Raw genomic sequence first — 25729 nt, forward strand, 5'->3', positions numbered from 1 at the left:
CAGGCGGAATGTTCTCAAAGAGCGGCATCCCTCCACCTCGCGGCCTGCAGGCCGCTCGGATTCGACAGGCACGGGACAGTCCGCAGGGACTGTCCCGTGTCCTGTCTCATCCACATGCCCCTGTGTACCCGCAGTGGGTGCAGAACTGGCAGCCGTCCTTCTTGATGACGCTGTGCAGGTGGCATTCGGGGCACTCGGCGCCGTTGATGACGGGCGCCGGACCGGCCGGACGGGCGGGCGCGGCGGCGTCGGACTCGGCCTGCACCACGCCCATCTGCTCGACCGGCTCGCCGTGCTCGTCCAGGATGCCGAGCATCGCGTAGCGATGGATCAGCAGGCGGGCGATGTAGGCCTCGGTGGAGGGGAAGGAGCTGGACTTGTCGGCGCCGGGCACGCGGGCCAGGAAGTCGCCCTGGGGTTCGGCGTAGTTCATCAGCTTGCGCAGCTTCATGGCGATCCAGGCCGGATCGACGATGCGCATGTCCAGGCTCAGCAGCTTGAACAGGCCCTCGAAGGCGCGCGGGAACTTGCCGGCGCCCCAGACGGAATACGGCCGGGTGGAGCCGTCGGGCATGCGCAGTTCCTTGACCATCAGCACGAAATCGTCGCCCGTGACCGGATTGAGGACGTCGCAGATCCAGCCCATCGTCCCGTCCGGGCCGGTCTTGGGCTCGCGCGGCGCGATCAGGGCTTCCATCATGGCGGACTTGGCCTGGACCGAGGCGTCGATGCCCAGGGTGCGGTGGCGGAACGCCACCAGGCGCGCCAGGGCGGCCACGGTGGAGGGCACCCAGATCGGCTCGCCGGTTTCCGGATCGAGGATCTGGAAGGCCGTGCCCCCGTTGGTGCCGGCCAGGACTTCCAGCTTGCGGCTGAGCCAGGGGAAGTCGTCGGTGTACATGTCCAGGCTGAGCATCTTGGCCACGGAACCCAGGCCGCGCGGCGGACGGGCGCCGTTGACCCAGACCTCGAAGGGCCGGTTCTGCAGGTCGGACACGAAGACCACGAAGCTGCCTTCCGGGGATTCGATGGCGTCCGACGCCCAGCAGGACGCGCCGCGCGGCAACCGCGGGCGGTTGGGCCAGCGCAGGCTGTTGAGCACCGGCTCGATGACGCGCTTGAGCACCAGCCGGCGGTCGGCCTCGGACAGGGAGATGGCCTCGGGCTGGGCGGGCGCGTCGGCCGCCGGGGCGACCGACAGCACGGCGGCGCGCTTGCCGCTGGGCCGGTAGGTGGTGATGCCCTTCAGGCCGAGCTTCCAGGCCTGCATGTACAGGTCCTTGAAGTCCTCGTAGGGATAGTCCGCGGCCACGTTCACGGTCTTGGAGATCGCGGCGTCGACGTAGTCCTTGACGGCGGCGACCATCAGCGCGTGGTCGCGCGCGGAGATCTCCAGCGCGGTGCGGAAATACGGCGGCAGCGCGCCGGACACGTCGCCCCCCATCAGGCGGTAGAGGCGGTAGGCGTGGTCCTCGACCACGTAATCCTGCTTGCCGCCGTCGGCCATGCGCTTGGTGCGCGTGTAGGTCCAGGAAAACGGCGGCTCGATGCCGTTGGAGGCGTTGTCGGCGAAGGCCAGGGAAATCGTGCCCGTCGGGGCGATCGAGGTGAGGTGGCTGTTGCGGATGCCGTGTTCCGCGATGGCGGCGCGGATGTCCTCGGGCAGGCGCCGGGCGAAGCCGCTCGCCAGGTAGGGCCCCGCCTGGAAGCCGGGGAAGGGGCCGCGCTCGCGGGCCAGCTCGACCGAGGCGCGGTAGGCGGCATGGGCCACCTCGCGGGCGAAGCGGGCCGCCATGGCGCGCGCCGGCTCGCTGTCGTAGGCCAGTTTCAGCATGATCAGCGCGTCGCCCAGGCCGGTGACCCCCAGGCCGACGCGGCGCTTGTGGGCGGCTTCCGCCGCCTGCTCGGGCAGCGGCCAGACGGTGGCGTCGAGCACGTTGTCCAGCATGCGCACGGCCAGTGCGACGACCTCGGCCAGGCCGTCCCAGTCCACGGAGGGCTCGCCCTGCAGGCCGAAGGGGCTGCGCACGAAGCGCGTCAGGTCGATGGAGCCCAGGCAGCAGCAGCCGTAGCCCGGCAGCGGCTGTTCGCCGCAGGGGTTGGTGGCGTCCAGCGTTTCCAGGTAGTGCAGGTTGTTCTCGCCGTTGATCCGGTCGTGGAACAGCACGCCGGGCTCGGCGTAGTCGTACGTGGACTGCATGATGCGGTCCCACAGCGCGCGCGCCCGGATCTCGCGGTAGACCCACAGGCCGTCCTCGCGGCGATGGGCGCCGGCGGCCTTGAGGTCGTCCGAGGGCTCGGCCGCGTGGGTCAGGGGAAACAGCGCGTCGTCCTCGACGGCGCGCATGAACGCATCGGTGACGTTGACCGACACGTTGAAATTGGTCAGCTCGCCGGCCGTCTGCTTGGCCTCGATGAAGGCCTCGATGTCGGGATGGCCGACGTCGAGCACGCCCATCTGCGCGCCGCGCCGCGAGCCGGCCGATTCCACGGTTTCGCAGGAGCGGTCGAACACGCGCATGTAGGACACCGGCCCGGAGGCCTTCGAGGCCGTGCCCTTGACGATGGCGCCCGCCGGGCGGATGTGGCTGAAGTTGTACCCCACCCCGCCGCCGCGGCGCATCGTCTCGGCGGCCTTCTGCAGGGCGTCGTAGATGCCCGGCCGGCCGTCCACGGGATCGGACACGGAGTCCCCCACCGGCTGGACGAAGCAGTTGATGAGCGTGGCGGCGAGCTCCGTGCCGGCGGCCGAATTGATGCGCCCGGCGGGGATGAACCCGCGCTGCTGCGCATCCAGGAACGCGGCCCGGTAGCGCGCGCGCTGCTTGGGCTTTTCGACCGCGGCCAGCGCGCGCGCCACGCGCTGCTGGATCTCGACGATCGAGGTTTCCGCGCCCTTGGCGTATTTTTCCCGCAGGACTTCGACGGAAATGGATTGGGTTTCCAGGCCCGAGAAAACATCGACTCGGTTCATGCCGGCTCCTGTGATGAAAGACGATGATTGAAAAAACCCTGCGGCGGCCGACGGCCGCGCGCAGGGTCTCCGGACGCGCCCGGGGCCGTCCGGCCCGGCGATGGCCGCCAGGCCGGGGCCCCGCGAGGACCGGACGATCAGTGCGGGGCGCCCGCCACCAGCCAGTCGACCACCGTCTTGATGTCGGCATCGGAAATGCCGACATTGGGCGGCATCGGGATCGGACCGTAGACACCCGAGCTGCCGCCCTTGATGTGCTTGGTCAGGACTTCGGCGGCGTCCGCCTGGCCCTTGTGCTTGGCAGCGACTTCTTCGTACGCCGGCCCGATGACCTTCTTGTCGACCGCGTGGCAGGCCAGACAGGCGTTCTTGGTCAGGATGTCCTTGACCTGGGCGAAATCCGGCGCTGCGTGGGCGGCCTGGCCCACGACCAGCAGGGAAAGGCTCAGGGCGAGAGCGGACAGTTTCATGTGTGAATCTCCGTCAGACAGGGAAGTTTCCGATGGGCGCCCCACGAGCGCCCTGCATCACCCGCCGCCGGCGAAATGGCGGCGGAACCGCCTCATTACACCACGGGCGGCGGGCGGGCGGAAGATTACCACTACGATTTATAGGTTTTCGCACGCGGCGGCTTTTCGCCGGCGGGCGCCCGTCCTATCATGGAGCCACAGACCTCTGCGCGGAGCCTCATCATGATCAACGGCGCGCTGCCGCCCCCCTGGGACATCGAGACCTGGCTGAACGTCCACGACGCCCCGCCGACGCTGGAGTCGCTGCGCGGGTCGGTGGTGGTGGTGCACGCCTTCCAGATGCTGTGCCCGGGCTGCGTCTCCCACGGCCTGCCGCAGGCCAAGGCGATCCACGAGTCCTTTCCGCCCGGGCGCGTCCAGGTGATCGGACTGCATACGGTCTTCGAGCACCACGCCGCCATGGGCGAAGTCGCGTTGCGGGCCTTCCTGCACGAATACCGCATCCGCTTCCCCGTGGGCATCGACCGCCCCGCCCCGTCCGGCAATCCGATCCCCCTGACCATGCAGGCCTGGGGCCTGCAGGGCACGCCGTCCCTGGTGATCCTGGATGCGCGCGGCGGCGTGCGCCTGCATCATTTCGGCCGGCTGGACGACCTGCGCACGGGCGCCGTCATCGGTCAGCTTCTGGCCGAGGCGGACGCGATGGCCCCATGAACCCGGCCAGCAGGTCGATGGGAATCGGGAACACCAGGGTGGAGGATTTGTCGCCCGCCACCTGGGACAGGGTCTCCAGGTAGCGCAGCTGCATGGCGGAGGGTTCGCGGGCCAGCGTATGGGCCGCGTCGGCCAGCGCCTGGGCCGCCTGGCGCTCGCCTTCGGCGTGGATGACCTTGGCGCGGCGGTCGCGCTCGGCCTCGGCCTGGCGCGCCATGGCCCGCACCATGGTCTCGTTCAGGCCGATGTCCTTGATCTCGACGTTGGTGACCTTGATGCCCCAGCCGTCGGTCTGGGCGTCCAGGATGGTCTGGATGTCCAGGTTCAGTTTTTCGCGCTCGGCCAGCATCTCGTCCAGCTCGTGCTTGCCCAGCACCGCCCGCAGCGTGGTCTGCGCCAGCTGGCTGGTGGCTTCCAGGTAGTGTTCGACCTGGATGATGGCCTTGGCGGGATCCACCACCCGGAAATACAGCACGGCGTTCACCTGCACCGACACGTTGTCGCGGGAAATCACGTCCTGTGGCGGGATGTCCAGCGTCACCACGCGCATGTCCACGCGCACCGCCTGCTGCAGGAAGGGAATCACGATGATCAGCCCCGGCCCCTTGCTGCTGGTGTAGCGGCCCAGCGTGAAGATCACGGCACGCTCGTACTCGCGCAGGATGCGGAACAGCTTGAACAGCACGACCACCAGGAAGACGAGCACCAGCAGGCCGAGGCCCGTATCCAGTTCGAGGAACATCATGAGGGTTCTCCCAGAGAGACGTCCCTCTCGGGGACGGGTTCGACTTCCAGCATCAGGCCGCGCTCGGCCCGGACCCGCACGGTCTGGCCGGGCCGCAGCGGCGCATCCGCATGCACCTGCCAGATCTCGCCGCGCACCAGGGCGCGCGCCCTGCCCCGCAAGTCGGATGCCTGGGTGACTTCGCCGATCATGCCGGGCAGCTCTTCGTTGCCGCCCCGCGCCCGCCCGCGGTGCGCCTGGATGGCGATGACCGCGGCCAGCAGCAGGATCAGCCCCAGCAGCGAAAGGGCCCAGACCGACTGAGAACCGAAATAGACCAGCAGCATGTCCTTTTCCGAGAAAGTTGAGGCGCCCGGCCCGGTCCCGCCGGGCGAACACCGGTCCGGTTCGATCCGATCCGGCCGGGCCCGCCGCGGCGCAGCCGCGCGCCAGGGACACCCGCGCCGGGCGCCGGGGATGCGTTCAGGCGATGCGGTGGCGCCTGGCGTAGTCGTTCATCGCGTCGGCCAGGACCAGCGCGTGGTTGTGTTCGGGATCCTTGGCGCCGAACACCAGGGTGATGCGCCGGCCCCCGGCGGCCTCGAAGACCTCGCCCATGCGGGCCTGCGCCTGCTCGTCCTTCAATTCGGCGGCGTAGTCGCGGCGGAAGCCGTCCCAGTGCTCGGGCTTGTGGCCGAACCAGGTGCGCAGCGCCGGGCTGGGCGCCAGGTCCTTGCACCAGAGGTCGTACTGGAACGCGGCCTTGGACAGGCCGCGCGGCCAGAGCCGGTCGATGAACACGCGCAGGCCGTCGGTGTCCGCGGGGTCTTCGTATACGCGCTTGATCTGTACGGGCGATTTCATGCTGCATGCCTTGCACGGGCCCGCGGCCAGGCATCCGTGGCCGCGGGCCGTCTGTTGCGTCGCAGGCGCGGGACGGTCCGCGGGGACCGTCCCGTGTCCCGCCTCACCCCTTGCTCGGATGCGTCATGTCCAGGGGGACGATCCATTCATCGTACTGCCCATCGGTCAGAAAGCCCAGCGCCAGCGCCGCTTCCCGCAGGGTGCTGTGCTCCTTGTGGGCCTTCTTGGCGATCGCGGCGGCCTTGTCGTAGCCGATGTGGCGGTTCAGCGCGGTGACCAGCATCAGGTTCTTGTTCAGGTTTTCCTCGATGCGCGGCAGATTGGGCTCGATGCCCACGGCGCAGTGCTCGTCGAAGGACAGGCAGGCGTCGGCCAGCAGGCCGATGCTTTCCAGGACGTTGTGCACCATGACGGGCTTGTAGACGTTCAGCTGGAAGTTGCCCTGGGACCCGGCGAAGGCCACGGCGGCGTCGTTGCCGTAGACCTGGGCGCAGACCATGGTCATGGCCTCGCACTGGGTGGGGTTGACCTTGCCCGGCATGATGGACGAGCCCGGCTCGTTTTCCGGGATCAGCAGCTCGCCGATGCCGCAGCGCGGGCCGCTGGCGAGCCAGCGCACGTCGTTGGCCATCTTCATCAGCGCGCCGGCCAGGGTGCGCAGCGCCGCCGAAAGATTCACCAGCGCGTCGTGGGCCGACAGGGCGAAGAACTTGTTTTCCGCGCTGCGGAACGGCAGGCCCGTGATGTCGGCGATGCGGGCGGCGGCCAGCTCGCCGAAGCGCGGGTGGGCGTTCAGGCCGGTGCCCACGGCCGTGCCGCCGATCGCCAGGTCGTAGATGCCCGGCAGCGCCGCCTGCACGGCGTCCAGGGCGAAGTCGATCTGCGCCACCCAGGCGCTGATTTCCTGGCCCAGCGTGATCGGCGTGGCGTCCTGCAGGTGGGTGCGGCCGGTCTTGACGATGTCCTGGAAGGCCTTGGCCTTGGCGTCCAGCGTGGTGCGCAGGCGCCCGACGGACGGGAAGAAGTGGCGCGACAGTTCTTCCGCCACCGCGATGTGCATGGCCGTGGGGAAGGTGTCGTTGGAAGACTGGCCGCGGTTGACGTGGTCGTTGGGGTGCACCGGGGCCTTGGAGCCCACCTGCCCGCCGGCCAGTTCGATGGCCCGGTTGGAGATGACCTCGTTGGCGTTCATGTTCGACTGGGTGCCCGAGCCGGTCTGGAACACCACCAGCGGGAATTCGGCGTCGAGCTTGCCCTCGATGACCTCGTCGGCGGCGCGCACGATCAGGTTGCCGATGTCCGCCGGCAGTTCGCCGAGTTCGGCGTTGGCCTGGGCGGCGGCCTTCTTCAGCACGCCCAGGGCGCGGATCACCGGGGGCTGCCAGCGGAACCGGGCCACGCCGATCGGGAAGTTCTGGATGGAGCGCTGCGTCTGCGCGCCCCAGTAATGCGCGGCGGGCACCTCGATGGCGCCCATGGAATCGGTTTCGGTCCGGCTTTCGGCCATGATGTCAAACTCCAGAAGATAGGGATGAGGAAAGGGATGCGGATTCGGGCGCCGGCGCGGCCGCCTGGAAGCGGCCTGCCCAGGCCTGCGCCACGTCGAGCATGCGGTGGGCGAAGCCCCATTCGTTGTCGAACCAGATCAGCAGGTTGGCGAAGCGGCCCTGGTTGACGCGGGTCTGGCCCAGATCGACGATGACCGAGTGCGGATCGTGGTTGAAGTCCACCGAGGCGTGGGGCTGGCCGGTGCAGGCGATCAGGTCCGGACGGGCCCGGGCCGCCTCGGAAAAGATCGCGTTCAGGGCCTCGGGGGAGGTATCCCGGCGCAGGTTCACGGCGAGGTCGATGGCCGAGACGTTGAGGATCGGCACCCGCACGGCCTTGGCCTGGACGCGGCCGGCCAGGCCGGGCAGCATGCGCTCGATGCCCTGGGCCAGGCCCGTGGACACGGGCACGATGGACTGCATGGCCGAACGGGTGCGGCGCAGGTCGGCGTGGTGGTAGCCGTCGATCATGGGCTGGTCGTTCATCACCGAATGCAGCGTGGTGAGGAAGGCGCCGTCCACGCCCAGGCGGCGCTCCAGCAGGTCCAGGACCGGGACGGCGGCGTTGGTGGTGCACGAGGCCGCCGACACGATGCGCTGGCCGGCCCGCAGGTCGGCGTCGTTGAAGCCGTGCACGATGGTGCAGTCCACGTCGGCCGCGCTTCTGCCGGGATGCGAGACCAGCACCCGCGGGCAGCCCGCGTCCAGGAAGGCCTGCAGGCTGGCGCGCGTGGCGAAGGCTCCGGAGCATTCCAGCAGCAGGTCGAAGTCCAGCCGGCGCCAGGGGCCGTCGGCCGGCTCCCGCGCGTGGGAAACGGGAATCGCCTGCCCGGCGATCTCCAGCCCGCCGTCGATCTCGCGGACCTCGCCCGGGAAGATCCCGTGGGTGGAATCGAAGCGGGTCAGGTAGGCCATGGAGGCCAGGTCAGCGGGCTCGTTGATCGCCACGACGCTCAGGGCGCGGCGGTGCCGCGGGGATTCCGCCAGGGCGCGCAGCACGCAGCGGCCGATGCGGCCGTAGCCGTTGATGGCGATGCGCAGGGGGCGGGACGCGGCGGATTCGGGGCGGTCGGCGGGCATGGAGGCGTGTCGGGGAAATCAGCGGGCGGCGCGGTAGCCGGCGACCACGTTGCGCGGGTCGTCGCGCAGGAAGGCGTCGATATTGTCGCGCACCTGGCGGATCACCGTGCGGATGGCCGCGGAGCTGCTCCAGGCCACGTGCGGGGTGAGGATGAAATTCGGCAGGTCCAGCAGGCGCATCAGGGGATGATCGGGCGCGGGGGGCTCCTGGGACGAGACGTCGAAGCCCGCGCCGCTGATCTGGCCGGCGCGCAGCGCGTGCTCCAGCGCGTATTCGTCCACCAGCCCGCCGCGCGCGGTGTTGATGAGCAGCGGCTTGCGTTCCATCAGGGCGAATTCGGCCGCGCCGATCATGCCGCGGGTCTGGGCGTTGAGCGGGCAATGCAGGCTGATCACGTCGCTGGTGCGCAGGACGTGGTTGAAATCGGTGTAGTCGTTGGTGGGCTCGCCGGCGTCGCGCCGCGCGGCGAACTGGACCTTCATGCCGAAGGCGCGGGCGATCTCGGCCACGGCCTCGCCCAGGGCGCCCCGGCCGATGATGCCCAGGGTCGAGCCGGCCAGGTCATGGATGGGGAAGTCGAAATAGCAGAACTGCCCGCTCGCCTGCCAGCGGCCGTCGCGCACCGACTGGCGGTAGGCCAGCAGGTTGCGCCGCAGGGCCAGCATCAGGGCGAAGGTGTGCTCCGGCACGGCGTGCACGGCGTATTCGCGCACGTTGGACACGATGATGCCGCGCCGGTCGCAGGCGTCCAGGTCGATGTTGTCGGTGCCGGTGGCGGCGACCGCGATCATGCGCAGGCGCGGCGCCTGGGCGATCGCGTCGCCGGCCAGCACGACCTTGTTGACGATCACGACGTCGGCGTCGCGGATGCGCTCGGCCACCTGCGCCGGCGCCGTGCGCGGATACGTCACCAGTTCATGGAGCGCCTGCGGGCCGGTGAAATTCTCCGTCGCCGGCAGGGAATCCCGGTCGAGAAAAACGATGCGCAGGGGGTCCATGGAAGAAGCCTCATCGAAAGACAGCGTCAACCCTGTAGTCTACCCCATGGACGAGTCCGGACACCGGGCGGTCCCCGCGGACTGCCCGGTGCCTGACGAATCCGAACCGCTCGCAAGCGGTGAGGCGGGGGGATGCTTCAACCCGCGCCGGCGTCCGTGGTGGTATAAAAAGCAAGGCGAACCCGCCCTGCTCCTGAAACATCAAACACCATGAAACTCTACTATTTCCCCGGCGCCTGCCCCCTGGCCACCCACATCGTGCTCGAATGGATCGGCAAGCCCTACGAGACCGTCCGCCTGACCCGCGAGCAGATCAAGGAAGCCGATTACCTGGCGCTCAACCCGACCGGCGCGGTCCCGACCCTGGTGGACGGCGATTTCGTCCTGACGCAGAGCGCCGCCATCCTGAACTACCTGGCCGAGCTCAACCCCGAGGCCCGGCTGCTGGGCGACACCCCGCGCGAACGCGCCGAGACCCACCGCTGGCTGGGCCTGTGCAATTCCGACCTGCACAAGACCTTTTCCCTGGTCTTCGGCCCGGGCTACTACACCGGCGGCGACGAGGCCCTGGGCCAGGTCGTGGCCGGCAAGGCGGCCGAGAAGCTGCAGAGCCTGTTCGCCATCGTCAACGAGCGCCTGCGCGGCCGCGACTGGCTGACCGGCAGGCGCTCGGTGGCCGACGCCTACCTGTTCGTGCTGCTGATGTGGGCGGACGCCAAGCAGATTCCGCTCGCCGGCCTGGACGAGCTGCGCCGCTTCCAGGCCCGCATGCGCGCCGACGCCGGCGTTCAGGCCGCGCTGAAGGATCAGGGATTGGCCTGACTCGGGACAGCCCCCTGCGGGCGGTCCTGCGTACAGGCCAATGAAAATCGGCACAATGAAAATCGGCCCCGCCGGAAGACGGGGCCGATCGCCGTTCGGCGCGGGCGCGGAGGACCGCGACGCGATGCCGCAGCCGGCTCAGGCGCCGAGGTACGCCTTGCGGACCTCGTCGTTGCTGAGCAGGTTGGCGCCGGTGTCGGCCAGCACGACCTTGCCGGTTTCCAGGACGTAGCCCCGGTCGGCCACCTGCAGGGCCTTGTTGGCGTTCTGCTCGACCAGGAACACCGTCACGCCTTCCTCGCGGATGGTGCGGATGATGTCGAAGATCTGCGCGATGATCAGCGGCGCCAGGCCCAGGGTGGGCTCGTCGAGCAGCAGCAGCTTGGGCCGCGTCATCAGCGCCCGGCCGATGGCGAGCATCTGCTGCTCGCCGCCGGACATGGTGCCGGCGCGCTGGTTGGCGCGCTCGCGCAGGCGCGGGAACAGGTCGAAGACGTGTTCCATGCCTTCTTCGGTCTGGGCGCGGTTGAGGAAGAACGCCCCCATGTTGAGGTTTTCCGCCACCGTCAGGTCGGGGAACACCCGCCGGCCTTCCGGCGAGATGGCGATCCCGCGCTGCATGATGATGTGCGTGGACTGCTGGGTGATGTCCTCGCCCAGGAAGGTGATCCTGCCCGAGCGGGCGCGCGGATTGCCGCAGACCGACATGAGCAGCGTGGTCTTGCCGGCGCCGTTGGCGCCGATCAGGGTGACGATTTCCCCCTGGTTGACTTCCACGGACACTTCGTTCAGGGCCTGGATGGCCCCGTAGAACGTGCTGACGTTTTCGAGCTTGAGCACGGTCATTCCCCCAGATAGGCTTTGATGACGCGGGGATCCGCGCGGACTTCGTCGGGCAGGCCGGTGGTGATGGGCTTGCCGTGCTCCATGACGAGGATGCGGTCGGACACGCCCATCACCAGGCTCATGTCGTGCTCGATCAGCAGCACGGCCACGCCGAATTCGCGCCGCAGCTGGTCGATCAGCGATTGCAGGTCGCGCTTTTCCTGGGGATTCAGGCCCGCGGCCGGCTCGTCGAGCATCAGCAGGCGCGGCTGGGTGATCATGCAGCGGGCGATTTCCAGGCGCCGCTGGTGGCCGTAGGCGAGATTGCCGGCCTCGCGGTTGGCGTACTGGCGGATGCCCATGAAATCCAGCCACTGGACCGCGCGTTTCTTGGCCTCGGTCTCGGAATGCCGATAGGAGGGCAGCTTGAACAGGCCCTGCAGCAGGCCGGTTTCCATCAGGGTGTGCTGCGCCACCATCAGGTTTTCCAGCACGGTGAGGTTCTTGAACAGGCGCACGTTCTGGAACGTGCGCACCAGGCCGTGGCGCGCGACCTTGTGGCTGGGCATGCCGGTGATGGCCTTGCCGTCCATGACGATCTCGCCCGTGGTGGGCTTGTAGAAGCCGCCCACGCAGTTGAACACGGTGGTCTTGCCGGCGCCGTTGGGGCCGATGATGGCGAAGACCTCGTCGCGGCGCACGTCGAATTCGACCTGGTCGACGGCCAGCAGGCCGCCGAACCGCATGGTCAGTCCGCTGACCTTCAGCAATGTTTCACTCATGATTCCAATTCCACTTGCGGACGTTTCACCGGCAGCAGGCCCTGCGGGCGCCAGATCATCATGACGACCATGACCAGGCCGAAGATCAGCATGCGGTATTCGGCGAATTCGCGCGCGATCTCGGGGATGACGGTCAGCAGCACGGCGGCCAGGATGACCCCGAGCTGGGAGCCCATGCCGCCCAGCACGACGATGGCCAGGATCAGCGCCGATTCGATGAAGGTGAAGGATTCCGGATTGACCAGGCCCTGGCGCGCGGCGAAGAACGCCCCGCCGAAGCCGGCGAACATGGCGCCCATGGTGAAGGCCGAGAGCTTGATGTTGCGCGGGTTCAGGCCCAGCGAGCGGCAGGCGATCTCGTCCTCGCGCAGGGCTTCCCAGGCGCGCCCGATCGGCATGCGGATCAGGCGGCTGGTGAAGTACAGGGTGAACAGCACCAGCACCAGCGCCATCAGGTACAGGTAGATCACCACGTCCTGGCTGTTGAAGGACCAGCCCATCAGCTCATGGAAGGTGGGCGTGCCGTCCGTCGAGCGGCGCACCATCTGGTAGCCGAAGAAGGACGGCTTGGGGATCCCCGAGATGCCGTCCGGGCCGCCGGTGAACTGGGTCAGGTTGATGAGCAGCAGGCGGATGATCTCGCCGAAGCCCAGCGTCACGATGGCCAGGTAGTCGCCCCGCAGCCGCAGCACCGGGAACCCCAGGATGAAGCCGAAGAAGGCCGACACCAGGCCGGCGAACGGCAGCGCTTCCCAGAAGCCCCAGCCGGCCCAGTGGTACAGCAGGGCGTAGGTGTAGGCGCCGGTGGCGTAGAAGCCGACGAAGCCCAGGTCGAGCAGGCCGGCGAAGCCCACCACGATGTTCAGCCCCAGGCCGAGCATGACGTAGATCAGCACGAGCGTGGCGATGTCCACCTGGGCGCGCCCGGTGAAGAAGGGCCAGGCCAGCGCGAACAGCACCAGCACCAGGATCGCCCGGTGGCGGAACTTGTCGCTGATGGCGGGAATGCGGAACCGCGAGGGCGCCGCGGCCTTGCCGGCCCGGCGCTGGCGCAGCCAGGCGTTCAGGATCTGGACCACGAAGACGGCCAGCATGCCGCCGAGGATCATCTTCCAGTCGGGCTGCAGATAGGTTTCCTGGCCCCGGCGCAGGATCTGCAGGCCATACACGGGGGCAATGATCACCCCCGCCAGCAGCGAGGCGATCGCTGCATTCTTGAGATTCTGATTCATTTAGACTTTTTCCACCTCGGGTTTGCCCAACAGCCCCGTGGGACGGAACAGCAGGATGAAGACCAGCAGCAGGAAGGCGACGATGTCCTTGTACTGCGAGGAGATGAAGGCGGCGGCGAAGGTCTCGGCCAGGCCCAGCAGCACACCGCCCAGCATGGCGCCGGGAATGCTGCCGATGCCGCCCAGCACCGCGGCGGTGAAGGCCTTGATGCCGGCGATGAAGCCGATGAACGGGTTCAGCTTGCCGATGGCCAGGGCGATCAGCACCCCGCCGACGGCGGCCAGCATGGCGCCGATGACGAAGGTGATGGAAATGATCCGGCCGGTGTCGATGCCCAGCAGGTTGGCCATGCGCAGATCCTGCGAGCAGGCCCGCGAGGCCTGGCCGGTGCGCGAATACTTGATGAACAGCGTCAGGCCGATCATCATCAGCACGGTGACCACGATGATCAGGATGCGGGAATACGGCGCGGTCACGCTGAAGTCGCCATCCCCCACCGTGAAGTTGAACGACCCGGTGATCAGCGCCGGCACGGCCATGTCGCGGGCGCCCTGCCCGGTGGCCACCCAGTTCTGCAGGAAGATCGACATGCCGATGGCGGAGATCAGCGGCACCAGGCGGGGACTGTCGCGCAGCGGCGCGTAGGCGATCTTTTCGACGGCGAAGCCGTAGACCGCGGTCACCAGCACGGCCATGATCAGCATGATCAGCACCATCAGGGGCAGCGGCAGGCCGCTGCCCACGCCGATGGCCGAGAGCGTGACCAGACCGACGTAGGCGCCGATCATGTAGATCTCGCCGTGGGCGAAGTTGATCATGCCGATGATGCCGTACACCATGGTGTAGCCGATGGCGATCAGGGCATAGATGGCGCCCAGCGACAAGCCGTTGAACAGCTGTTGCGTCAATAGAGGAAGCAGGTCGGACATAATGTCGGGGGAGTGAGACGAGAAGACGGCCGGGCGGCGGGCGCCCGGAAGAACCGCAGCGGCCCCGGCGCGCGCCGGGGCCGGCCGAGCCCGTCAGGGCTGGATCTGGGTCAGGTTGCCGTTGGCATCCCAGCGGAAGACCGCGAATTCAAAGTGCTTGAGGTCGCCCTTCGCATCGTAGTCGACCTTGCCGATGGCGGTGTCGAAGCTGTGGCCGTGCATGTAGTCGGCGACCTTGGCCGGGTCGGCGCCGACGGCGTTGATGCTGTCGGCCAGCACCTGGACCGCCGCGTAGGCCGTCATGGTGAAGGCGCCGTCGGGGCTGCGCTGGTATTTCTTGAACTGCTCCAGGATCTGCTCGTTGCCCTTGCGCTTGGTGAAGTCGGCGGGCAGGGTCACCAGCAGCTTGTCCACGGCCGGGCCGGCGATGGCGGCGAGGTCCTTGTTGGCCACGCCTTCGGGGCCCATGAACTGGGTTTCCAGACCCTGTTCGCGCGCCTGGCGCAGCAGCAGGCCCAGTTCGGGGTGGTAGCCGCCGAAATAGATCAGGTCGGGGCCCAGGGCCTTGAGCTTGGAGATCACGGCGGAGTAGTCGCTGTCGCCGACGTTGATGCCCTCGAACATGGCGATGTTCACGCCGTCCTTTTCCAGGGCCTTCTGCACCTGGGTGGCCACGCCGTTGCCGTAGGTCTGCTTGTCGTGCAGGATGGCGACCTTTTTCGGCTTGAGCTGCTTGGCGATGTATTCGGCGGCGAAGGGACCCTGCTGGTCGTCGCGGCCGATGGTGCGGAAGAAGAAGTGCGGCTTGATGGTGTCGGTGACCAGCGGGGACGTGGCGCCCGGGGTGATGGCGACGATGCCTTCCTGCTCGTAGACGTTGACCGCGGGCACCGTGGTGCCGGAGCAGGCGTGGGCCACGGCGAACTTGGCGCCGGCGTTGACCACGCGGTTGGCGGCCGGCACGGCCTGCTTGGGCTCGCAGCCGTCGTCGATCAGCAGCGGCTCGATCTTCATGCCCTTGATGCCGCCGGTTTCGTTCAGCGCATCGATGGCCGTCAGCGCGCCCGCCTGGATCTGGTCGCCGTACTGGGTGTTGGGGCCCGTCATCGGCTGCGGAATGCCGATCTTGAGCGTGTCGGCATGGGCGCCGGCAGCCAGAGCCAGAGCTCCGAATGCGAGGATGCAGGGGGTGATGCGCAGTGTGAACTTCATTCGATAGTCTCCGGTAGAGGCGCCGTTGGCAATTTCAACAACCCGGTCGGGGTCGAAGCCAGGAGCGCCAAGCCTTGGTTGTGCTTCCGCCCTGAGCGGCACGCGTATTCTGACGGCTCGCCCCGGGGGTGTCACTACGGTTAATCCCTTATGACGGAACGTGACGATGCGCTTTCCCGGATTATTCGGGGACGGATCAACCCGAGAATTCGCGCGCCAGTTCGCCCGCCCGGCGGGCGGCGGCCGCGACCGCCTCGCGCATGATGCCGGACAGGCCGCGCTCCTGGAACACCGCCAGGGCCGCCGCCGTGGTGCCGCCCCTGGAGGTCACCCGCTCGCGCAGCACCGCGGGCGAGTCCGGCGACAGCGTTGCGAGCTGGGTGGCGCCGTGGAAGGTGCCCAGCGCCAGCTGGCGCGCCTGCTCCAGCGTCAGGCCCTGCTCGACCCCGGCCGCGATCAGGGCTTCGAGGAACAGGAAGACGTAGGCCGGCCCGCTGCCGGAGACGGCCGTGACGGCGTCGATGGCGGCGTCGTCGCGCACCCAGATCACCTGGCCGACGGCGCGCAGCAGCTCCTCGGCCAGGGCGCGGTCGGCTTCGTCCACGCCGTCCAGGGCCGCCATGCCCGTCATGCCGCTGGCGATCAGCGCGGGCGTGTTGGGCATGCAGCGCACGACCCGGGCGTAGGGCTCGGCAGCGGAACCCATCCAGCGGGCGATCGCCTCGCCGGGGATGCCGGCGGCGATGCTGATGACGAGGGTGCCGGGGCGCAGCCAGGGGCGGCACTGGCGCACGACCTCGGCCATGATCTGGGGCTTGACGGCGAAGAACCAGACGCGGCATTCGGACAGGCGCCCATCGGGCGCCGCCGCCGTGGTGGTGCCCAGCGCGTCCCAGCGCGCGCGGACGGCCTCGCCGGGGTCGATGACGTGGACGCTGGAGGCGGCGCAGCGCCGGCCGATCAGGCCGCTGGCCAGGGCGTTGGCCATGTTGCCGCCGCCGATGAGGGCGAGAGAAAGTTCGGTTTTCATGACCCGGCATTGTACGGACAAGCGCCATCACATAGAAAGCCCTGCGCGGGGCATCAGAAAGAAAACGCGCGAGAAACGAAAAGAAAAGCAAGGAAATCAGGGATTGCCAAAGCCGTCATAAGCTGATCACAATGGCTTCCTATAATCCCCTCCCGCCGCCACCCGGGCTGGATCGGGGGCACAACCACAGGAGACCACCATGTCTTTTTCCTTGTTTCGCGCGACCGCGCTGGCCGCCCTGCTGACCGGCGCGGGCACGGCCCAGGCCGCCACCGACGTCACCTTCTGGCACTCGATGGAAGGTCCGCTGGGCGAACGCGTGGCCAAGCTCGCCCAGGACTTCAACGCCAGCCAGTCCGACTACGTCGTGCACGCCGTCTACAAGGGCAACTACGGCGAATCCATGAACGCCGGGATCGCCGCCTTCCGCGCCGGCAACGCGCCCGACATCCTGCAGGTCTTCGAGGTCGGCACCGCCACCATGATGTACGCCAAGGGCGCCATCAAGCCCGTCCAGGCGCTGTCCGAGGCCGTCGGCGACCCCATCGATCCGTCCACCTTCCTGGGCGCCGTGGCCGGCTACTATTCGTCGCCGGACGGCAAGCTGGTGTCCATGCCCTTCAACAGCTCCACGCCGGTGCTGTACTACAACAAGGACGCCTTCCAGAAGGCCGGCCTGGACCCGGAAAAACCGCCCAGGACCTGGCCCGAGGTGGCCGACGCCGCGAAAAAGCTGCGCGCCGCCGGCATGGAATGCGGCTATTCCTCGGCCTGGCCGTCCTGGGTCCTGCTGGAAAACTTCGCCGCCTGGCACAACGTGCCCTACGCCAGCCAGGACAACGGCTTCGGCGGCCTGGACGCGCGCCTGCAGCTCGACAGCCCGCTGTTCCGCAAGCATCTGGGCTTCCTGGCCGACATGGCCAAGGCCGGCACCTTCACCTACGGCGGGCGCGGCGACGCGGGCAACGCCCTGTTCACCTCGGGCAAGTGCGGCATGTACACAGGCTCCAGCGGCATGCGCGCCTCCATCATCAAGACCGGCGGCTTCGCCTTCGGCACCAGCACCCTGCCCTACTACCCCGACGTCCAGGGCGCGCCGCAGAACTCCATCATCGGCGGCGCCTCGCTGTGGGTGTTCTCCGGCAAGTCCGACGCCGCCTACAAGGGCGTGATCAAGTTCTTCAAGTTCCTGTCCAGCCCCGCGCAGGCCGCCGCCTGGCACCAGGGCACCGGCTACGTGCCCGTCACCAAGGCGGGCTACCAGGCCACCAAGGAATCCGGCTTCTATGACAAGAATCCCGGCACGGAAATTGCGGTCAAACAGCTCGATGCCGCCACCACCGCCAACTCGCGCGGCATCCGGCTGGGCTACCTGCCGCAGATCCGCGACATCGAGGACAGCACCATGGAGCAGATCTTCGCCGGCAAGACCAGCCCCGGGGACGGCCTGAAGAAGATGACCGCCGAGGGCAACGCCCTGCTCGAACGCTTCGAGAAAAGCGTCAAGTAGGCCCGGGGCCGGCCGCGCTCATGGAGAAACGGGTCGTCTTCCGCCACCGCAGCCTGCCCTGGCTGCTGCTGGCGCCGCAGCTCGCCATCACGCTGGTGTTCTTCTTCTGGCCGGCGGGCCAGGCGCTGTGGCAGTCCTTCCGCCTGGAAGACCCCTTCGGCCTGTCCTCGCAGTTCGCCGGCCTGGACAACTTCGCCGAGCTGTTCGCCAGCGCCGACTATCTGGACTCGTTTCGCACCACGCTCTGGTTCTCGGCGCTGGTGGCCTTCGGCGGGCTGGCGATCTCGCTCGTGCTGGCCGTGATGGCCGACCGCGTGGCGCGCGGCGCGGGGATCTACAAGACCCTGCTGATCTGGCCCTACGCGGTCGCGGCGGCGGTCGCCGGGGTGCTGTGGCTGTTTCTGTTCTCGCCCTCGGTCGGCATCCTGGCGGTCTACCTGGCGCAGCTCGGCTTCGACTGGAACCCGCGTCTGGACGGCACCGACGCCCTGGCGCTGGTCGTCTTCGCCTCGGTCTGGAAGCAGGTGTCCTACAACTTCCTGTTCTTCCTGGCCGGCCTGCAGTCCATCCCCCGCTCGCTGATCGAGGCCGCCGCCATCGACGGCGCGGGCCCCGTCCGGCGCTTTCTCACCATCGTCTTTCCGCTGCTCTCGCCCACCACCTTCTTCCTGCTGGTGATCAACTTCATCTACGCCTTCTTCGACACCTTCGCGGTGATCGACGTGGTGACGCAGGGCGGGCCGGGACACGCCACCGACATCCTGGTCTACAAGGTCTACAACGCCGGCTTCAAGGGCCTGGACCTGGGCGCCTCCGCCGCCCAGTCCGTGATCCTGATGCTGATCGTCATCGGCCTGACGGCGCTGCAGTTCCGCTACGTCGACCGCAAGGTGAACTACTGATGCGAGGTCAACCGCCGATGCGAAGCGCATTGCTCATGCGGGGTGCGCCGCCGATGCAAGGCCCACCCTCGACGGCGGCCGGTCCCGCCCTTTCCGGAGGCGCCCATGGTTGAACGCCGCCCGCTGCTGGACATCGTCTCGCACCTCACGCTGATCCTGGGCGTGGCGGTGATCGCCTTCCCGCTGTACGTGGCCTTCACGGCCTCCACCCAGACCGCCCAGGAGGTCGCCCGGGCGCCGATGTCCCTGATCCCCGGCCCGCATCTCCTGGAAAACTACTGGGCCGTGCTCAAGGGCGGCGCGATCAACACCCCGCCCGTGGGCCGGATGCTGTGGATCAGCGCCTTCATGGCCCTGGCGATCGCCATCGGCAAGATCGCCATCTCCATGCTGTCGGCCTTCGCCGTGGTGTATTTCCGCTTTCCCCTGCGCATGCTGTGCTTCTGGATGATCTTCGTCACCCTGATGCTGCCGGTGGAAGTGCGCATCGCCCCCACCTACGCGGTGGTCGCCGGCCTGGGCATGCTCAACAGCTACGCCGGCCTGACGCTGCCGCTGATCGCCTCGGCCACGGCCACCTTCCTGTTCCGGCAGTTCTTCCTGACCGTGCCCGACGAGCTGGTCGAGGCCGCGCGCATCGACGGCGCCGGCCCCATGCGCTTCTTCAAGGACATCCTGCTGCCGCTGTCGCGCACCAGCATCGCCGCCCTGTTCGTGATCCAGTTCATCTACGGCTGGAACCAGTACCTGTGGCCGCTGATCATCACCACGCACGAGGACATGTACCCCGTGGTGGTGGGCATCCGCCGGATGATCGCCGGGGGCGACAGCGTGACGGAATGGAACCTGGTCATGGCCACGGCCATGCTGGCCATGCTGCCGCCCGCCGCCGTCGTCATCCTGATGCAGAAATGGTTCGTCAAGGGCCTGGTCGATTCGGAAAAATAGCTTCGGAAAAAAGGACGGCGCATTCCCCATGGCAACCCTCAGCTTCCGCGACGTGCGCAAGACCTACCCAGGCGGCGTGGCCGTCATCCACGGCATCGACATGGAGGTGCGCGACGGCGAGTTCGTCGTGATCGTCGGGCCGTCGGGCTGCGGCAAGTCCACCCTGATGCGCATGGTGGCGGGCCTGGAATCCGTCACCGGCGGCGAGATCGCCATCGGCGGCCGGGTCGTCAACGAGCTGGAACCCGCCGAGCGCGACATCGCCATGGTCTTCCAGAACTACGCGCTCTATCCCCACATGAGCGTGTTCGACAACATGGCCTACGGCCTGAAGATCCGCCGCCTCGCGCGCGACGAGATCCGCCGCCGCGTCGAGGACGCCGCCCGCATCCTCGAACTGGACCAGTTGCTGGACCGGCGTCCGCGCCAGCTGTCCGGCGGCCAGCGCCAGCGCGTGGCCATGGGCCGGGCCATCGTGCGCGAGCCGGCCGTGTTCCTATTCGACGAGCCCCTGTCCAACCTGGACGCCAAGCTGCGCGTGCAGATGCGCCTGGAAATCCAGAAGCTGCACCGCCGGCTGGGCACCACCAGCCTGTACGTCACCCACGACCAGGTCGAGGCCATGACGCTGGCCCACCGCATGGTCGTCATGAACAAGGGCGTGCCCGAGCAGATCGGCACGCCCGCCGAGGTCTTCGAGCGCCCCGCCACCGTCTTCGTGGCCGGCTTCATCGGCTCGCCGCCCATGAATCTGCTGCGGGTGGAGGTGGATGTGCAGGGCCGTGTGGCCGGCCCGGACGGCGCCGCCCTGCCCCTGGCCGCGCCCGCGGCGGCCGCGCGCGCCCTGGTCCTGGGGCTGCGCCCGGAGCACCTGGTGCTCGGCGCGCCGGGCCTGCGGGCGCGGGTCGAGATGGTCGAGATCCTGGGCTCGGAGCAGCTGATCCACGCACGCTGGGGCGAGCAGCCGCTGGTGCTGCGCTGCGCCGTGTCCGAAACCCGGCAGCGGCCTCCGGCCGCCGGCGACGAGATCACGGCCGGCCCGGACGGCGAGCACCCGGCGCACTGGTTCGACGCCGAAACCGGGAAGCGCGTCGGGGACTGAACCCGGCCGGCGCCGCGTGGACGGCCGGGGATGGCCGCGCGGACGGCCATGAAAAAACGGCGCGGCCCGGTTGGGCTGCGCCGTTTTCCCGCGTCCGGGGCGCCGCGCGGCGCCCCGGACATGGACCGGCTTTTACTTGAAGACGGACTTGGAGCCGTCGGCGTGCCAGGTGAAGACGTCGAACTTGAAGGACTTGAGATCGCCCTGCTTGTTCCAGGCGATGTCGCCGATCGGGGTCTTGACCGAGTTGCCGTGCAGCCAGGCGGCGACCTTGGCCGGGTCGTCCTTGCCCGCGCCCTTGATGCCGGCGGCGATGGCTTCGACGGCGGAATAGGCGGTGAGCTGGAAGGCGCCGCCCGGGTTGCGGTTCTTGTCCTTGAAGGCCTTGACCACGGACGCGTTGGCCGGGTCGGTGGTGAAGTCGGCGGGCAGGGTCACCAGCATGCCTTCGACGGCCGGGCCGGCGATGGCGTTGATGTCCGGGTTGCCCACGCCTTCGGGACCCATGAACTTGGCCTGCAGGCCCTGCTCGGCGCCCTGGCGCAGCAGCAGGCCCATTTCGGGGTGGTAGCCGCCGTAGTAGACGAAGTCGGCGCCCGCGGACTTGAGCTTGGTGATCACGGCGGAGTAGTCGCTGTCGCCGGCGTTGATGCCTTCAAACAGGACGACCTTGATGCCGGCCTTTTCGAGGTCGGCCTTGACGGCCGTGGCGATGCCCTGGCCGTACGACTGCTTGTCGTGCAGCACGGCGACGGCCTTGGGCTTGACCTTCTGGGCGATGAATTCCGCGGCGGCGGGACCTTGCTGGTCGTCGCGGCCGATGGTGCGGAAGATCATGTCGTAGTTCTTGCCGTCGGTCACCAGGGGCGAGGTGGCGGACGGGGAGATCATGACCACGCCTTCGTTGTTGTAGACGGGCGTGGCGGCGATGGTGGCGCCGGAGCACACGTGGCCGACGACGTAGTGGATCTTTTCATTGACGACGCGGTTGGCCACGACCGGACCCTGCTTGGGCTCGCAGCCATCGTCGATCACGACGGCTTCCAGCTTGTTGCCCAGCACGCCGCCACCGGCGTTGATGGTTTCGATCGCCGTGTCCACGCCTTCCTTGACCATGTCGCCATACTGCGTCAACGCCCCGGTGAAGGGCCCCGCGATGGCGATGCGGATGGTATCGGCATGCGCCACGGAAGAAAGCATCATGCCGGCGGCCAGGCCCAGTGCGGCTGCCATCGGCGTAAAGCGTACGTTCATAAGACCTCCTGTGAAAGACCTGGAAAAGAATACACGAAACCCCCGTACAGCGGTCATTGCGCCGTACGGGGGTTTTCCCGATATCGCGTTGCGCACCGCGGCAAAACGGCGCGCGGATCTGAGGTCAGGCCAGCAGGCTGCGCAACATCCAGGCGTTCTTTTCGTGCACGTCCAGGCGCTGCGTGAGCAGATCGGCCGTGGGCTGGTCGTTGACGGCGTCGGCGCACTGGAAGGCCCGGCGCGCGGTGCGCGCGACCGCCTCGTTGCCTTCGACCAGCATGCGCAGCATGTCTTCGGCCGACGGCACGGCGGCGGGCTCGGCGATGGAGCTGAGGCGCGCGTACTCGGCGTAGGTGCCGGGCGCGTAATGGCCGAGGGCGCGGATGCGCTCGGCGATGGCGTCCAGCGCCTGCCAGGTTTCCGTGTACTGGGTCATGAACAGCTGGTGCAGGGTGCTGAACATGGGGCCGGTCACGTTCCAGTGGAAATTGTGCGTCATCAGGTACAGCGTGTACGTGTCGGCCAGCGTCCTGGAGAGTTCCGCCACGACGGCAGCGCGATCCTGGGCCGAGATGCCGATGTCGATCGGCAGGCCGCTGGAGGGCGCGACGGCGGATTTCTTCGAGCTGGTTTTCTTGGCGGCTTTGGCCATGGGACACTCCTTTGAAAGGTCAGTCATACGGGTCCAGAATAGCATGCGCGGCGCGCGCCCGGCATCGCCGCGCCGCCCGGCGCGCCGCGGCCTCAGCCCGCCTCGACGGCCAGCGGGGCCGGGTCTTCGAGCATGGTCGCGCCCGGCATGCCGCAGTGGCGCACGGCCTGGATCAGGGCCTCGATGGCCGCCTGGCGCGGGAAGCTCTTGCGCCAGACCAGCACCACGCGGCGGTCGGGCGCCGGCGGCTTGAACGGCACGAAGCGCAGCAGCCGGCTTTCGGCCCCCCGCACGCCCAGCGCGCTGGCCGGCAGGACCGTGATGCCGATGCCCGCGGCCACCATGTGGCGGATGGTTTCGAGCGATGACCCCTCGAAGGTGCGCTGGATGCCTTCGCTGGAGGCCGAGAAGCGCGAGAGTTCCGGGCACACTTCCAGCACCTGGTCGCGGAAGCAGTGGCCGGCCCCCAGCAGCAGCATGGTCTCGTCCTTCAGGCGGCTGGAATCGATCTGCTTTTCCTTCGCCCAGGGATGACCGTGCGGCAGGGCGACGTAGAACGGCTCGTCGTACAGCGGGCATTGCGACAGCCCGGTGTCGGGCAGCGGCAGGGCGACGATGGCGCAGTCGATCTCGCCCTGGCGCAGCAGTTCCAGCAGCCGCGTGGTGTAGTTTTCCTGGAGCAGCAGGGGCATCTGCGGGGTGCGGCGGATCTGCTCGGGCACCAGGTAGGGCAGCAGGTACGGCCCCACGGTGTAGATCACCCCGACGCGCAGCGGGCCTTCGAGCGGATCGTGCCCCTGGCGGGCGATCTCGCGCAGGTTGGCGCCCTCCTCCAGGACCTTCTGCGCCTGGGCGACGACGCGCAGGCCGATGGGGGTGATGCCGACCTCGGCGCCGCCGCGCTCGAACAGCACCACGCCCAGTTCTTCCTCCAGCTTGCGGATGGCCACCGACAGCGTGGGCTGGCTGACGAAGCAGGCTTCCGCGGCGCGGCCGAAATGGCGCTCCCGCGCCACGGCGACGATGTATTTCAGTTCGGTCAGAGTCATGGTGAAAGTCCCCAGGTCGGGTCAACTGCGCAGATACTGGTCGGCGCCCGCCATCCAGCGTTGCCGGTGGGCGCGGGCGTGCTCGGGAAAATCGGCCGACAGCCAGGCGGCCGCTTCGCGGGCCTGCTCCAGCAGGTCCTCGTCGGATTCCAGGTCGGCGAAGCGCAGCAGGGCCTGGCCCGACTGGCGCAGGCCCAGGAGCTCCCCGGGGCCGCGCTGGGCCAGGTCGCGGCGCGCGATCTCGAAGCCGTCGGTGGTCTCGTACATGGCGCGCAGGCGTTCGCGGGCGATGGCCGACAGCGGCGGCTGGTAGAGCAGGACGCAGGTGGCCTCGCCGCCGCCGCGCCCCACCCGGCCGCGCAGCTGGTGCAGCTGCGCCAGGCCGAAGCGCTCGGCATGCTCGATCACCATCAGGCCGGCGTTGGGCACGTCCACGCCGACCTCGATGACGGTGGTGGACACCAGCAGGTCGATGTCGCCGGCGCGGAAGGCGTCCATGACCTCCGACTTTTCCCGCGCCGGCAGGCGGCCGTGCATCAGGCCGACGCGCAGGTCCGGCAGGGCCGCGCGCAGCAGTTCGTGGGTATCGACGGCGGTCTGCAGCTGCAGGGCCTCGCTTTCCTCGACCAGCGGACAGACCCAGTAGGCCTGGCGCCCGGCGCGCACGACCTCGCCCACGCGGGCCAGGACTTCGTCGCGCCGCCGGTCGTCGAACAGGCGCGTGCGCACCGGCACGCGCCCCGGCGGCAGCTCGTCCAGCACCGAGACGTCCATGTCGGCGAAAAAGGCCATCGCCAGGGTGCGCGGGATCGGCGTGGCGCTCATGCTGAGCTGGTGGGGGCGGTAGCGGGCCTGGTCGCCCTTGCGGTTCAGCGCCAGGCGCTGCCCCACCCCGAAGCGATGCTGCTCGTCGCTGATCACCAGCCCCAGCGACTCGAATTCCACCTTGTCCTGGATCAGCGCCTGGGTGCCGACCGCCAGCCGCGCCTCGCCGCGGGCCATGGCCTGCAGGGCCCGGCGGCGCTCGGCGGCCGGCAGGCCGCCGGTGAGCCAGACCGCCGCCACGCCCAGCGGCGCCAGCCATTCGGACAGCTTGCGCCAGAGCTGCTCGGCGAGGATTTCCGTGGGCGCCATCACGGCGACCTGGGCGCCGGACTCGATGGCCTGTGCGGCCGCGAAGGCGGCGACCAGGGTCTTGCCGCTGCCCACGTCGCCCTGCAGCAGGCGGTGCATGGGGTGCGTGCGCGCCAGGTCGGCGCCGATCTGCGCCACGGCGCGCGTCTGGGCGCCGGTGGGCTCGAACGGCAGGCCGGCGAGCAGGCGGCCCGTCAGGCTGCCGTCCCCCTTCAGGCTGCGGGCGGCCTGGGCGCGGCGCGCCGCCCGGGCGTCGGCCAGGGCGAGCTGCTGCGCCAGCAGCTCGTCGAACTTGATGCGCCGCCAGGCGGGATGGTTGTGTTCGGCCAGCGATTCCAGGGAAATGTCCGGTCCCGGATGGTGCAGCAGGCGCAGGGACGGCTCGAAATCGGCCAGCCGGTAGGCCTCGCGCACGGCGGCCGGCAGGGTGTCGCCCAGGTCGGCCTCGTCCAGGGCGCGCGCGATGGCCTTGCGCAGGGCGGCCTGCGGCAGGCCCTGGGTCGTGGGATAGACCGGCGTCAGGGTGTCGGGCAGCGGGGTGCCCGGCTCGGTGATCAGAGGATGCACGATCTCCAGGCCGTGATAGCCGGCGCGCACCTCGCCGCGCGCGCGCACCCGCCGTCCGGCGTGCAGGCGCGCCTGCTGGCCGGGATAGACGTGCAGCCAGCGCAGGCCCAGGCGGCCGGACTCGTCGGCCAGCGTGGCCTGCAGCTCGCGCCGGGGGCCGAAGCGGATTTCGCTGTCCACGATCTCGCCTTCAAACAGGGCATGGGCGCCGGGGCGCGCCGCGCCGATCGGCGTGATGCGGGTCTCGTCCTCGTAGCGCAGCGGCAGGTGCGTGGCGAAGTCGGCCGGGGTGCGCAGGCCCAGCCGCTCGAACAGGCGGGCCTGCGGGACGCCCGCCGTCTTGCGGGCGCCGGGCGCGGCCCGGCGCGGCTTGCCAGCCGAGGTCACGGCGTACGGTCCGGCGGGC

General features: G+C 68.9%; 24 protein-coding genes. 6 read left to right on the forward strand and 18 right to left on the reverse strand.

Features of this window, described 5'->3' with window-relative positions:
• Nucleotides 1-106: 106 nt before the first annotated feature.
• Nucleotides 107-2974, reverse strand: coding sequence for an adenosylcobalamin-dependent ribonucleoside-diphosphate reductase (locus BN940_RS09935; RefSeq protein ID WP_043682618.1), 2868 nt, complete (start codon nt 2972-2974; stop codon nt 107-109).
• A gap of 137 nt (nt 2975-3111) precedes the next feature.
• On the reverse strand, nt 3112-3444 hold the full coding sequence (locus tag BN940_RS09940) for a c-type cytochrome (protein ID WP_043682620.1): 333 nt from the start codon (nt 3442-3444) through the stop codon (nt 3112-3114).
• Nucleotides 3445-3666: 222 nt separating this feature from the next.
• On the opposite strand from BN940_RS09940, the gene BN940_RS09945 reads away from it, so the two are divergent.
• Nucleotides 3667-4158, forward strand: a complete 492-nt coding sequence (locus BN940_RS09945; RefSeq protein WP_043682622.1) for a thioredoxin domain-containing protein — start codon at nt 3667-3669, stop codon at nt 4156-4158.
• On the opposite strand, the gene BN940_RS09950 is transcribed toward BN940_RS09945, so the two are convergent.
• The 6 genes from BN940_RS09950 to BN940_RS09975 form a co-directional block, all read right to left on the reverse strand.
• On the reverse strand, nt 4115-4903 hold the full coding sequence (locus BN940_RS09950; protein ID WP_409360336.1) for a slipin family protein: 789 nt from the start codon (nt 4901-4903) through the stop codon (nt 4115-4117). The genes BN940_RS09945 and BN940_RS09950 overlap by 44 nt on opposite strands.
• Nucleotides 4900-5229, reverse strand: coding sequence for an NfeD family protein (locus BN940_RS09955; RefSeq protein ID WP_052355770.1), 330 nt, complete (start codon nt 5227-5229; stop codon nt 4900-4902). Before BN940_RS09955 ends, BN940_RS09950 begins: the two co-directional genes overlap by 4 nt.
• Before the next feature lie 136 nt (nt 5230-5365).
• Nucleotides 5366-5746 (reverse strand): DUF488 domain-containing protein, encoded by a 381-nt coding sequence (locus BN940_RS09960; RefSeq protein WP_043682624.1) that lies wholly within the window; start codon nt 5744-5746, stop codon nt 5366-5368.
• A gap of 103 nt (nt 5747-5849) precedes the next feature.
• Nucleotides 5850-7253, reverse strand: a complete 1404-nt coding sequence (gene fumC, locus BN940_RS09965) for a class II fumarate hydratase (RefSeq protein WP_043682625.1) — start codon at nt 7251-7253, stop codon at nt 5850-5852.
• Between the two features lie 4 nt (nt 7254-7257).
• Nucleotides 7258-8373: a type I glyceraldehyde-3-phosphate dehydrogenase gene (locus BN940_RS09970; RefSeq protein WP_043682627.1), complete on the reverse strand. Its 1116-nt coding sequence runs from the start codon at nt 8371-8373 to the stop codon at nt 7258-7260.
• Between the two features lie 18 nt (nt 8374-8391).
• Complete coding sequence (locus tag BN940_RS09975; protein WP_043682630.1) at nt 8392-9372, reverse strand: D-2-hydroxyacid dehydrogenase; 981 nt, start codon at nt 9370-9372, stop codon at nt 8392-8394.
• Nucleotides 9373-9582: 210 nt separating this feature from the next.
• Between BN940_RS09975 and BN940_RS09980 the strand changes: the two genes are divergently transcribed.
• Entirely contained in the window at nt 9583-10194 is a 612-nt protein-coding gene (locus tag BN940_RS09980; RefSeq protein ID WP_043682633.1) for a glutathione S-transferase family protein, read from the forward strand.
• A 138-nt stretch (nt 10195-10332) separates the two neighbouring features.
• Here the strand turns inward: BN940_RS09980 and BN940_RS09985 are convergent, their stop codons facing one another.
• The 6 genes from BN940_RS09985 to proC all read right to left on the reverse strand — a co-directional run bounded on the left by BN940_RS09985 (nt 10333) and on the right by proC (nt 16205).
• Nucleotides 10333-11034, reverse strand: coding sequence for an ABC transporter ATP-binding protein (locus BN940_RS09985; protein ID WP_043686770.1), 702 nt, complete (start codon nt 11032-11034; stop codon nt 10333-10335).
• 2 nt (nt 11035-11036) lie between these two features.
• Nucleotides 11037-11801, reverse strand: a complete 765-nt coding sequence (livG, locus tag BN940_RS09990; protein WP_043682637.1) for a high-affinity branched-chain amino acid ABC transporter ATP-binding protein LivG — start codon at nt 11799-11801, stop codon at nt 11037-11039.
• The gene (locus BN940_RS09995; protein ID WP_043682640.1) at nt 11798-13033 is read right to left on the reverse strand and encodes a high-affinity branched-chain amino acid ABC transporter permease LivM; all 1236 of its coding nucleotides are present in this window, start codon (nt 13031-13033) and stop codon (nt 11798-11800) included. The genes livG and BN940_RS09995 overlap by 4 nt, the downstream gene beginning before the upstream one ends.
• Nucleotides 13034-13963: a high-affinity branched-chain amino acid ABC transporter permease LivH gene (livH, locus tag BN940_RS10000; protein ID WP_043682642.1), complete on the reverse strand. Its 930-nt coding sequence runs from the start codon at nt 13961-13963 to the stop codon at nt 13034-13036.
• Between the two features lie 93 nt (nt 13964-14056).
• Nucleotides 14057-15175 carry a high-affinity branched-chain amino acid ABC transporter substrate-binding protein gene (locus BN940_RS10005; RefSeq protein ID WP_043682644.1) on the reverse strand — a complete coding sequence of 373 codons (1119 nt, stop codon included), beginning with the start codon at nt 15173-15175 and terminating at the stop codon, nt 14057-14059.
• Between the two features lie 196 nt (nt 15176-15371).
• Nucleotides 15372-16205, reverse strand: a complete 834-nt coding sequence (proC, locus tag BN940_RS10010) for a pyrroline-5-carboxylate reductase (protein WP_043682647.1) — start codon at nt 16203-16205, stop codon at nt 15372-15374.
• Between the two features lie 199 nt (nt 16206-16404).
• On the opposite strand from proC, the gene ugpB reads away from it, so the two are divergent.
• From ugpB to BN940_RS10030, 4 genes are all read left to right on the forward strand, one after another.
• The gene (gene ugpB, locus BN940_RS10015; protein ID WP_043682649.1) at nt 16405-17715 is read left to right on the forward strand and encodes a sn-glycerol-3-phosphate ABC transporter substrate-binding protein UgpB; all 1311 of its coding nucleotides are present in this window, start codon (nt 16405-16407) and stop codon (nt 17713-17715) included.
• Nucleotides 17716-17735: 20 nt separating this feature from the next.
• Complete coding sequence (gene ugpA / locus BN940_RS10020) at nt 17736-18617, forward strand: sn-glycerol-3-phosphate ABC transporter permease UgpA (protein ID WP_043682652.1); 882 nt, start codon at nt 17736-17738, stop codon at nt 18615-18617.
• Between the two features lie 105 nt (nt 18618-18722).
• Complete coding sequence (ugpE, locus tag BN940_RS10025) at nt 18723-19565, forward strand: sn-glycerol-3-phosphate ABC transporter permease UgpE (RefSeq protein WP_043682655.1); 843 nt, start codon at nt 18723-18725, stop codon at nt 19563-19565.
• A 28-nt stretch (nt 19566-19593) separates the two neighbouring features.
• Nucleotides 19594-20667 carry a sn-glycerol-3-phosphate import ATP-binding protein UgpC gene (locus BN940_RS10030; RefSeq protein WP_043682657.1) on the forward strand — a complete coding sequence of 358 codons (1074 nt, stop codon included), beginning with the start codon at nt 19594-19596 and terminating at the stop codon, nt 20665-20667.
• 132 nt (nt 20668-20799) lie between these two features.
• Here BN940_RS10030 and BN940_RS10035 read toward each other — a convergent pair whose 3' ends face one another.
• From BN940_RS10035 to recG, 4 genes are all read right to left on the reverse strand, one after another.
• Nucleotides 20800-21921 carry a branched-chain amino acid ABC transporter substrate-binding protein gene (locus tag BN940_RS10035; RefSeq protein ID WP_043682660.1) on the reverse strand — a complete coding sequence of 374 codons (1122 nt, stop codon included), beginning with the start codon at nt 21919-21921 and terminating at the stop codon, nt 20800-20802.
• Between the two features lie 124 nt (nt 21922-22045).
• Nucleotides 22046-22573, reverse strand: a complete 528-nt coding sequence (locus tag BN940_RS10040) for a Dps family protein (protein WP_043682663.1) — start codon at nt 22571-22573, stop codon at nt 22046-22048.
• 92 nt (nt 22574-22665) lie between these two features.
• Nucleotides 22666-23622, reverse strand: coding sequence for a LysR substrate-binding domain-containing protein (locus BN940_RS10045; protein WP_043682665.1), 957 nt, complete (start codon nt 23620-23622; stop codon nt 22666-22668).
• Nucleotides 23623-23643: 21 nt separating this feature from the next.
• Nucleotides 23644-25710 carry an ATP-dependent DNA helicase RecG gene (recG, locus tag BN940_RS10050; RefSeq protein WP_148304941.1) on the reverse strand — a complete coding sequence of 689 codons (2067 nt, stop codon included), beginning with the start codon at nt 25708-25710 and terminating at the stop codon, nt 23644-23646.
• Nucleotides 25711-25729: the final 19 nt, after the last annotated feature.

The sequence above is a fragment of the Castellaniella defragrans 65Phen genome, from assembly GCF_000612685.1.
GTDB classification, from domain to species: domain Bacteria; phylum Pseudomonadota; class Gammaproteobacteria; order Burkholderiales; family Burkholderiaceae_B; genus Castellaniella; species Castellaniella defragrans.

Coding starts and splice junctions, on each gene's coding strand:
- BN940_RS09935 (WP_043682618.1), bottom strand. CDS start 2,974: ATGAACCGAGTCGATGTTTTCTCGGGCCTGGAAACCCAATCCATTTCC.
- BN940_RS09940 (WP_043682620.1), bottom strand. CDS start 3,444: ATGAAACTGTCCGCTCTCGCCCTGAGCCTTTCCCTGCTGGTCGTGGGC.
- BN940_RS09945 (WP_043682622.1), top strand. CDS start 3,667: ATGATCAACGGCGCGCTGCCGCCCCCCTGGGACATCGAGACCTGGCTG.
- BN940_RS09950 (WP_409360336.1), bottom strand. CDS start 4,903: ATGATGTTCCTCGAACTGGATACGGGCCTCGGCCTGCTGGTGCTCGTC.
- BN940_RS09955 (WP_052355770.1), bottom strand. CDS start 5,229: ATGCTGCTGGTCTATTTCGGTTCTCAGTCGGTCTGGGCCCTTTCGCTG.
- BN940_RS09960 (WP_043682624.1), bottom strand. CDS start 5,746: ATGAAATCGCCCGTACAGATCAAGCGCGTATACGAAGACCCCGCGGAC.
- fumC (WP_043682625.1), bottom strand. CDS start 7,253: ATGGCCGAAAGCCGGACCGAAACCGATTCCATGGGCGCCATCGAGGTG.
- BN940_RS09970 (WP_043682627.1), bottom strand. CDS start 8,373: ATGCCCGCCGACCGCCCCGAATCCGCCGCGTCCCGCCCCCTGCGCATC.
- BN940_RS09975 (WP_043682630.1), bottom strand. CDS start 9,372: ATGGACCCCCTGCGCATCGTTTTTCTCGACCGGGATTCCCTGCCGGCG.
- BN940_RS09980 (WP_043682633.1), top strand. CDS start 9,583: ATGAAACTCTACTATTTCCCCGGCGCCTGCCCCCTGGCCACCCACATC.
- livG (WP_043682637.1), bottom strand. CDS start 11,801: ATGAGTGAAACATTGCTGAAGGTCAGCGGACTGACCATGCGGTTCGGC.
- BN940_RS09995 (WP_043682640.1), bottom strand. CDS start 13,033: ATGAATCAGAATCTCAAGAATGCAGCGATCGCCTCGCTGCTGGCGGGG.
- livH (WP_043682642.1), bottom strand. CDS start 13,963: ATGTCCGACCTGCTTCCTCTATTGACGCAACAGCTGTTCAACGGCTTG.
- BN940_RS10005 (WP_043682644.1), bottom strand. CDS start 15,175: ATGAAGTTCACACTGCGCATCACCCCCTGCATCCTCGCATTCGGAGCT.
- proC (WP_043682647.1), bottom strand. CDS start 16,205: ATGAAAACCGAACTTTCTCTCGCCCTCATCGGCGGCGGCAACATGGCC.
- ugpB (WP_043682649.1), top strand. CDS start 16,405: ATGTCTTTTTCCTTGTTTCGCGCGACCGCGCTGGCCGCCCTGCTGACC.
- ugpA (WP_043682652.1), top strand. CDS start 17,736: ATGGAGAAACGGGTCGTCTTCCGCCACCGCAGCCTGCCCTGGCTGCTG.
- ugpE (WP_043682655.1), top strand. CDS start 18,723: ATGGTTGAACGCCGCCCGCTGCTGGACATCGTCTCGCACCTCACGCTG.
- BN940_RS10030 (WP_043682657.1), top strand. CDS start 19,594: ATGGCAACCCTCAGCTTCCGCGACGTGCGCAAGACCTACCCAGGCGGC.
- BN940_RS10035 (WP_043682660.1), bottom strand. CDS start 21,921: ATGAACGTACGCTTTACGCCGATGGCAGCCGCACTGGGCCTGGCCGCC.
- BN940_RS10040 (WP_043682663.1), bottom strand. CDS start 22,573: ATGGCCAAAGCCGCCAAGAAAACCAGCTCGAAGAAATCCGCCGTCGCG.
- BN940_RS10045 (WP_043682665.1), bottom strand. CDS start 23,622: ATGACTCTGACCGAACTGAAATACATCGTCGCCGTGGCGCGGGAGCGC.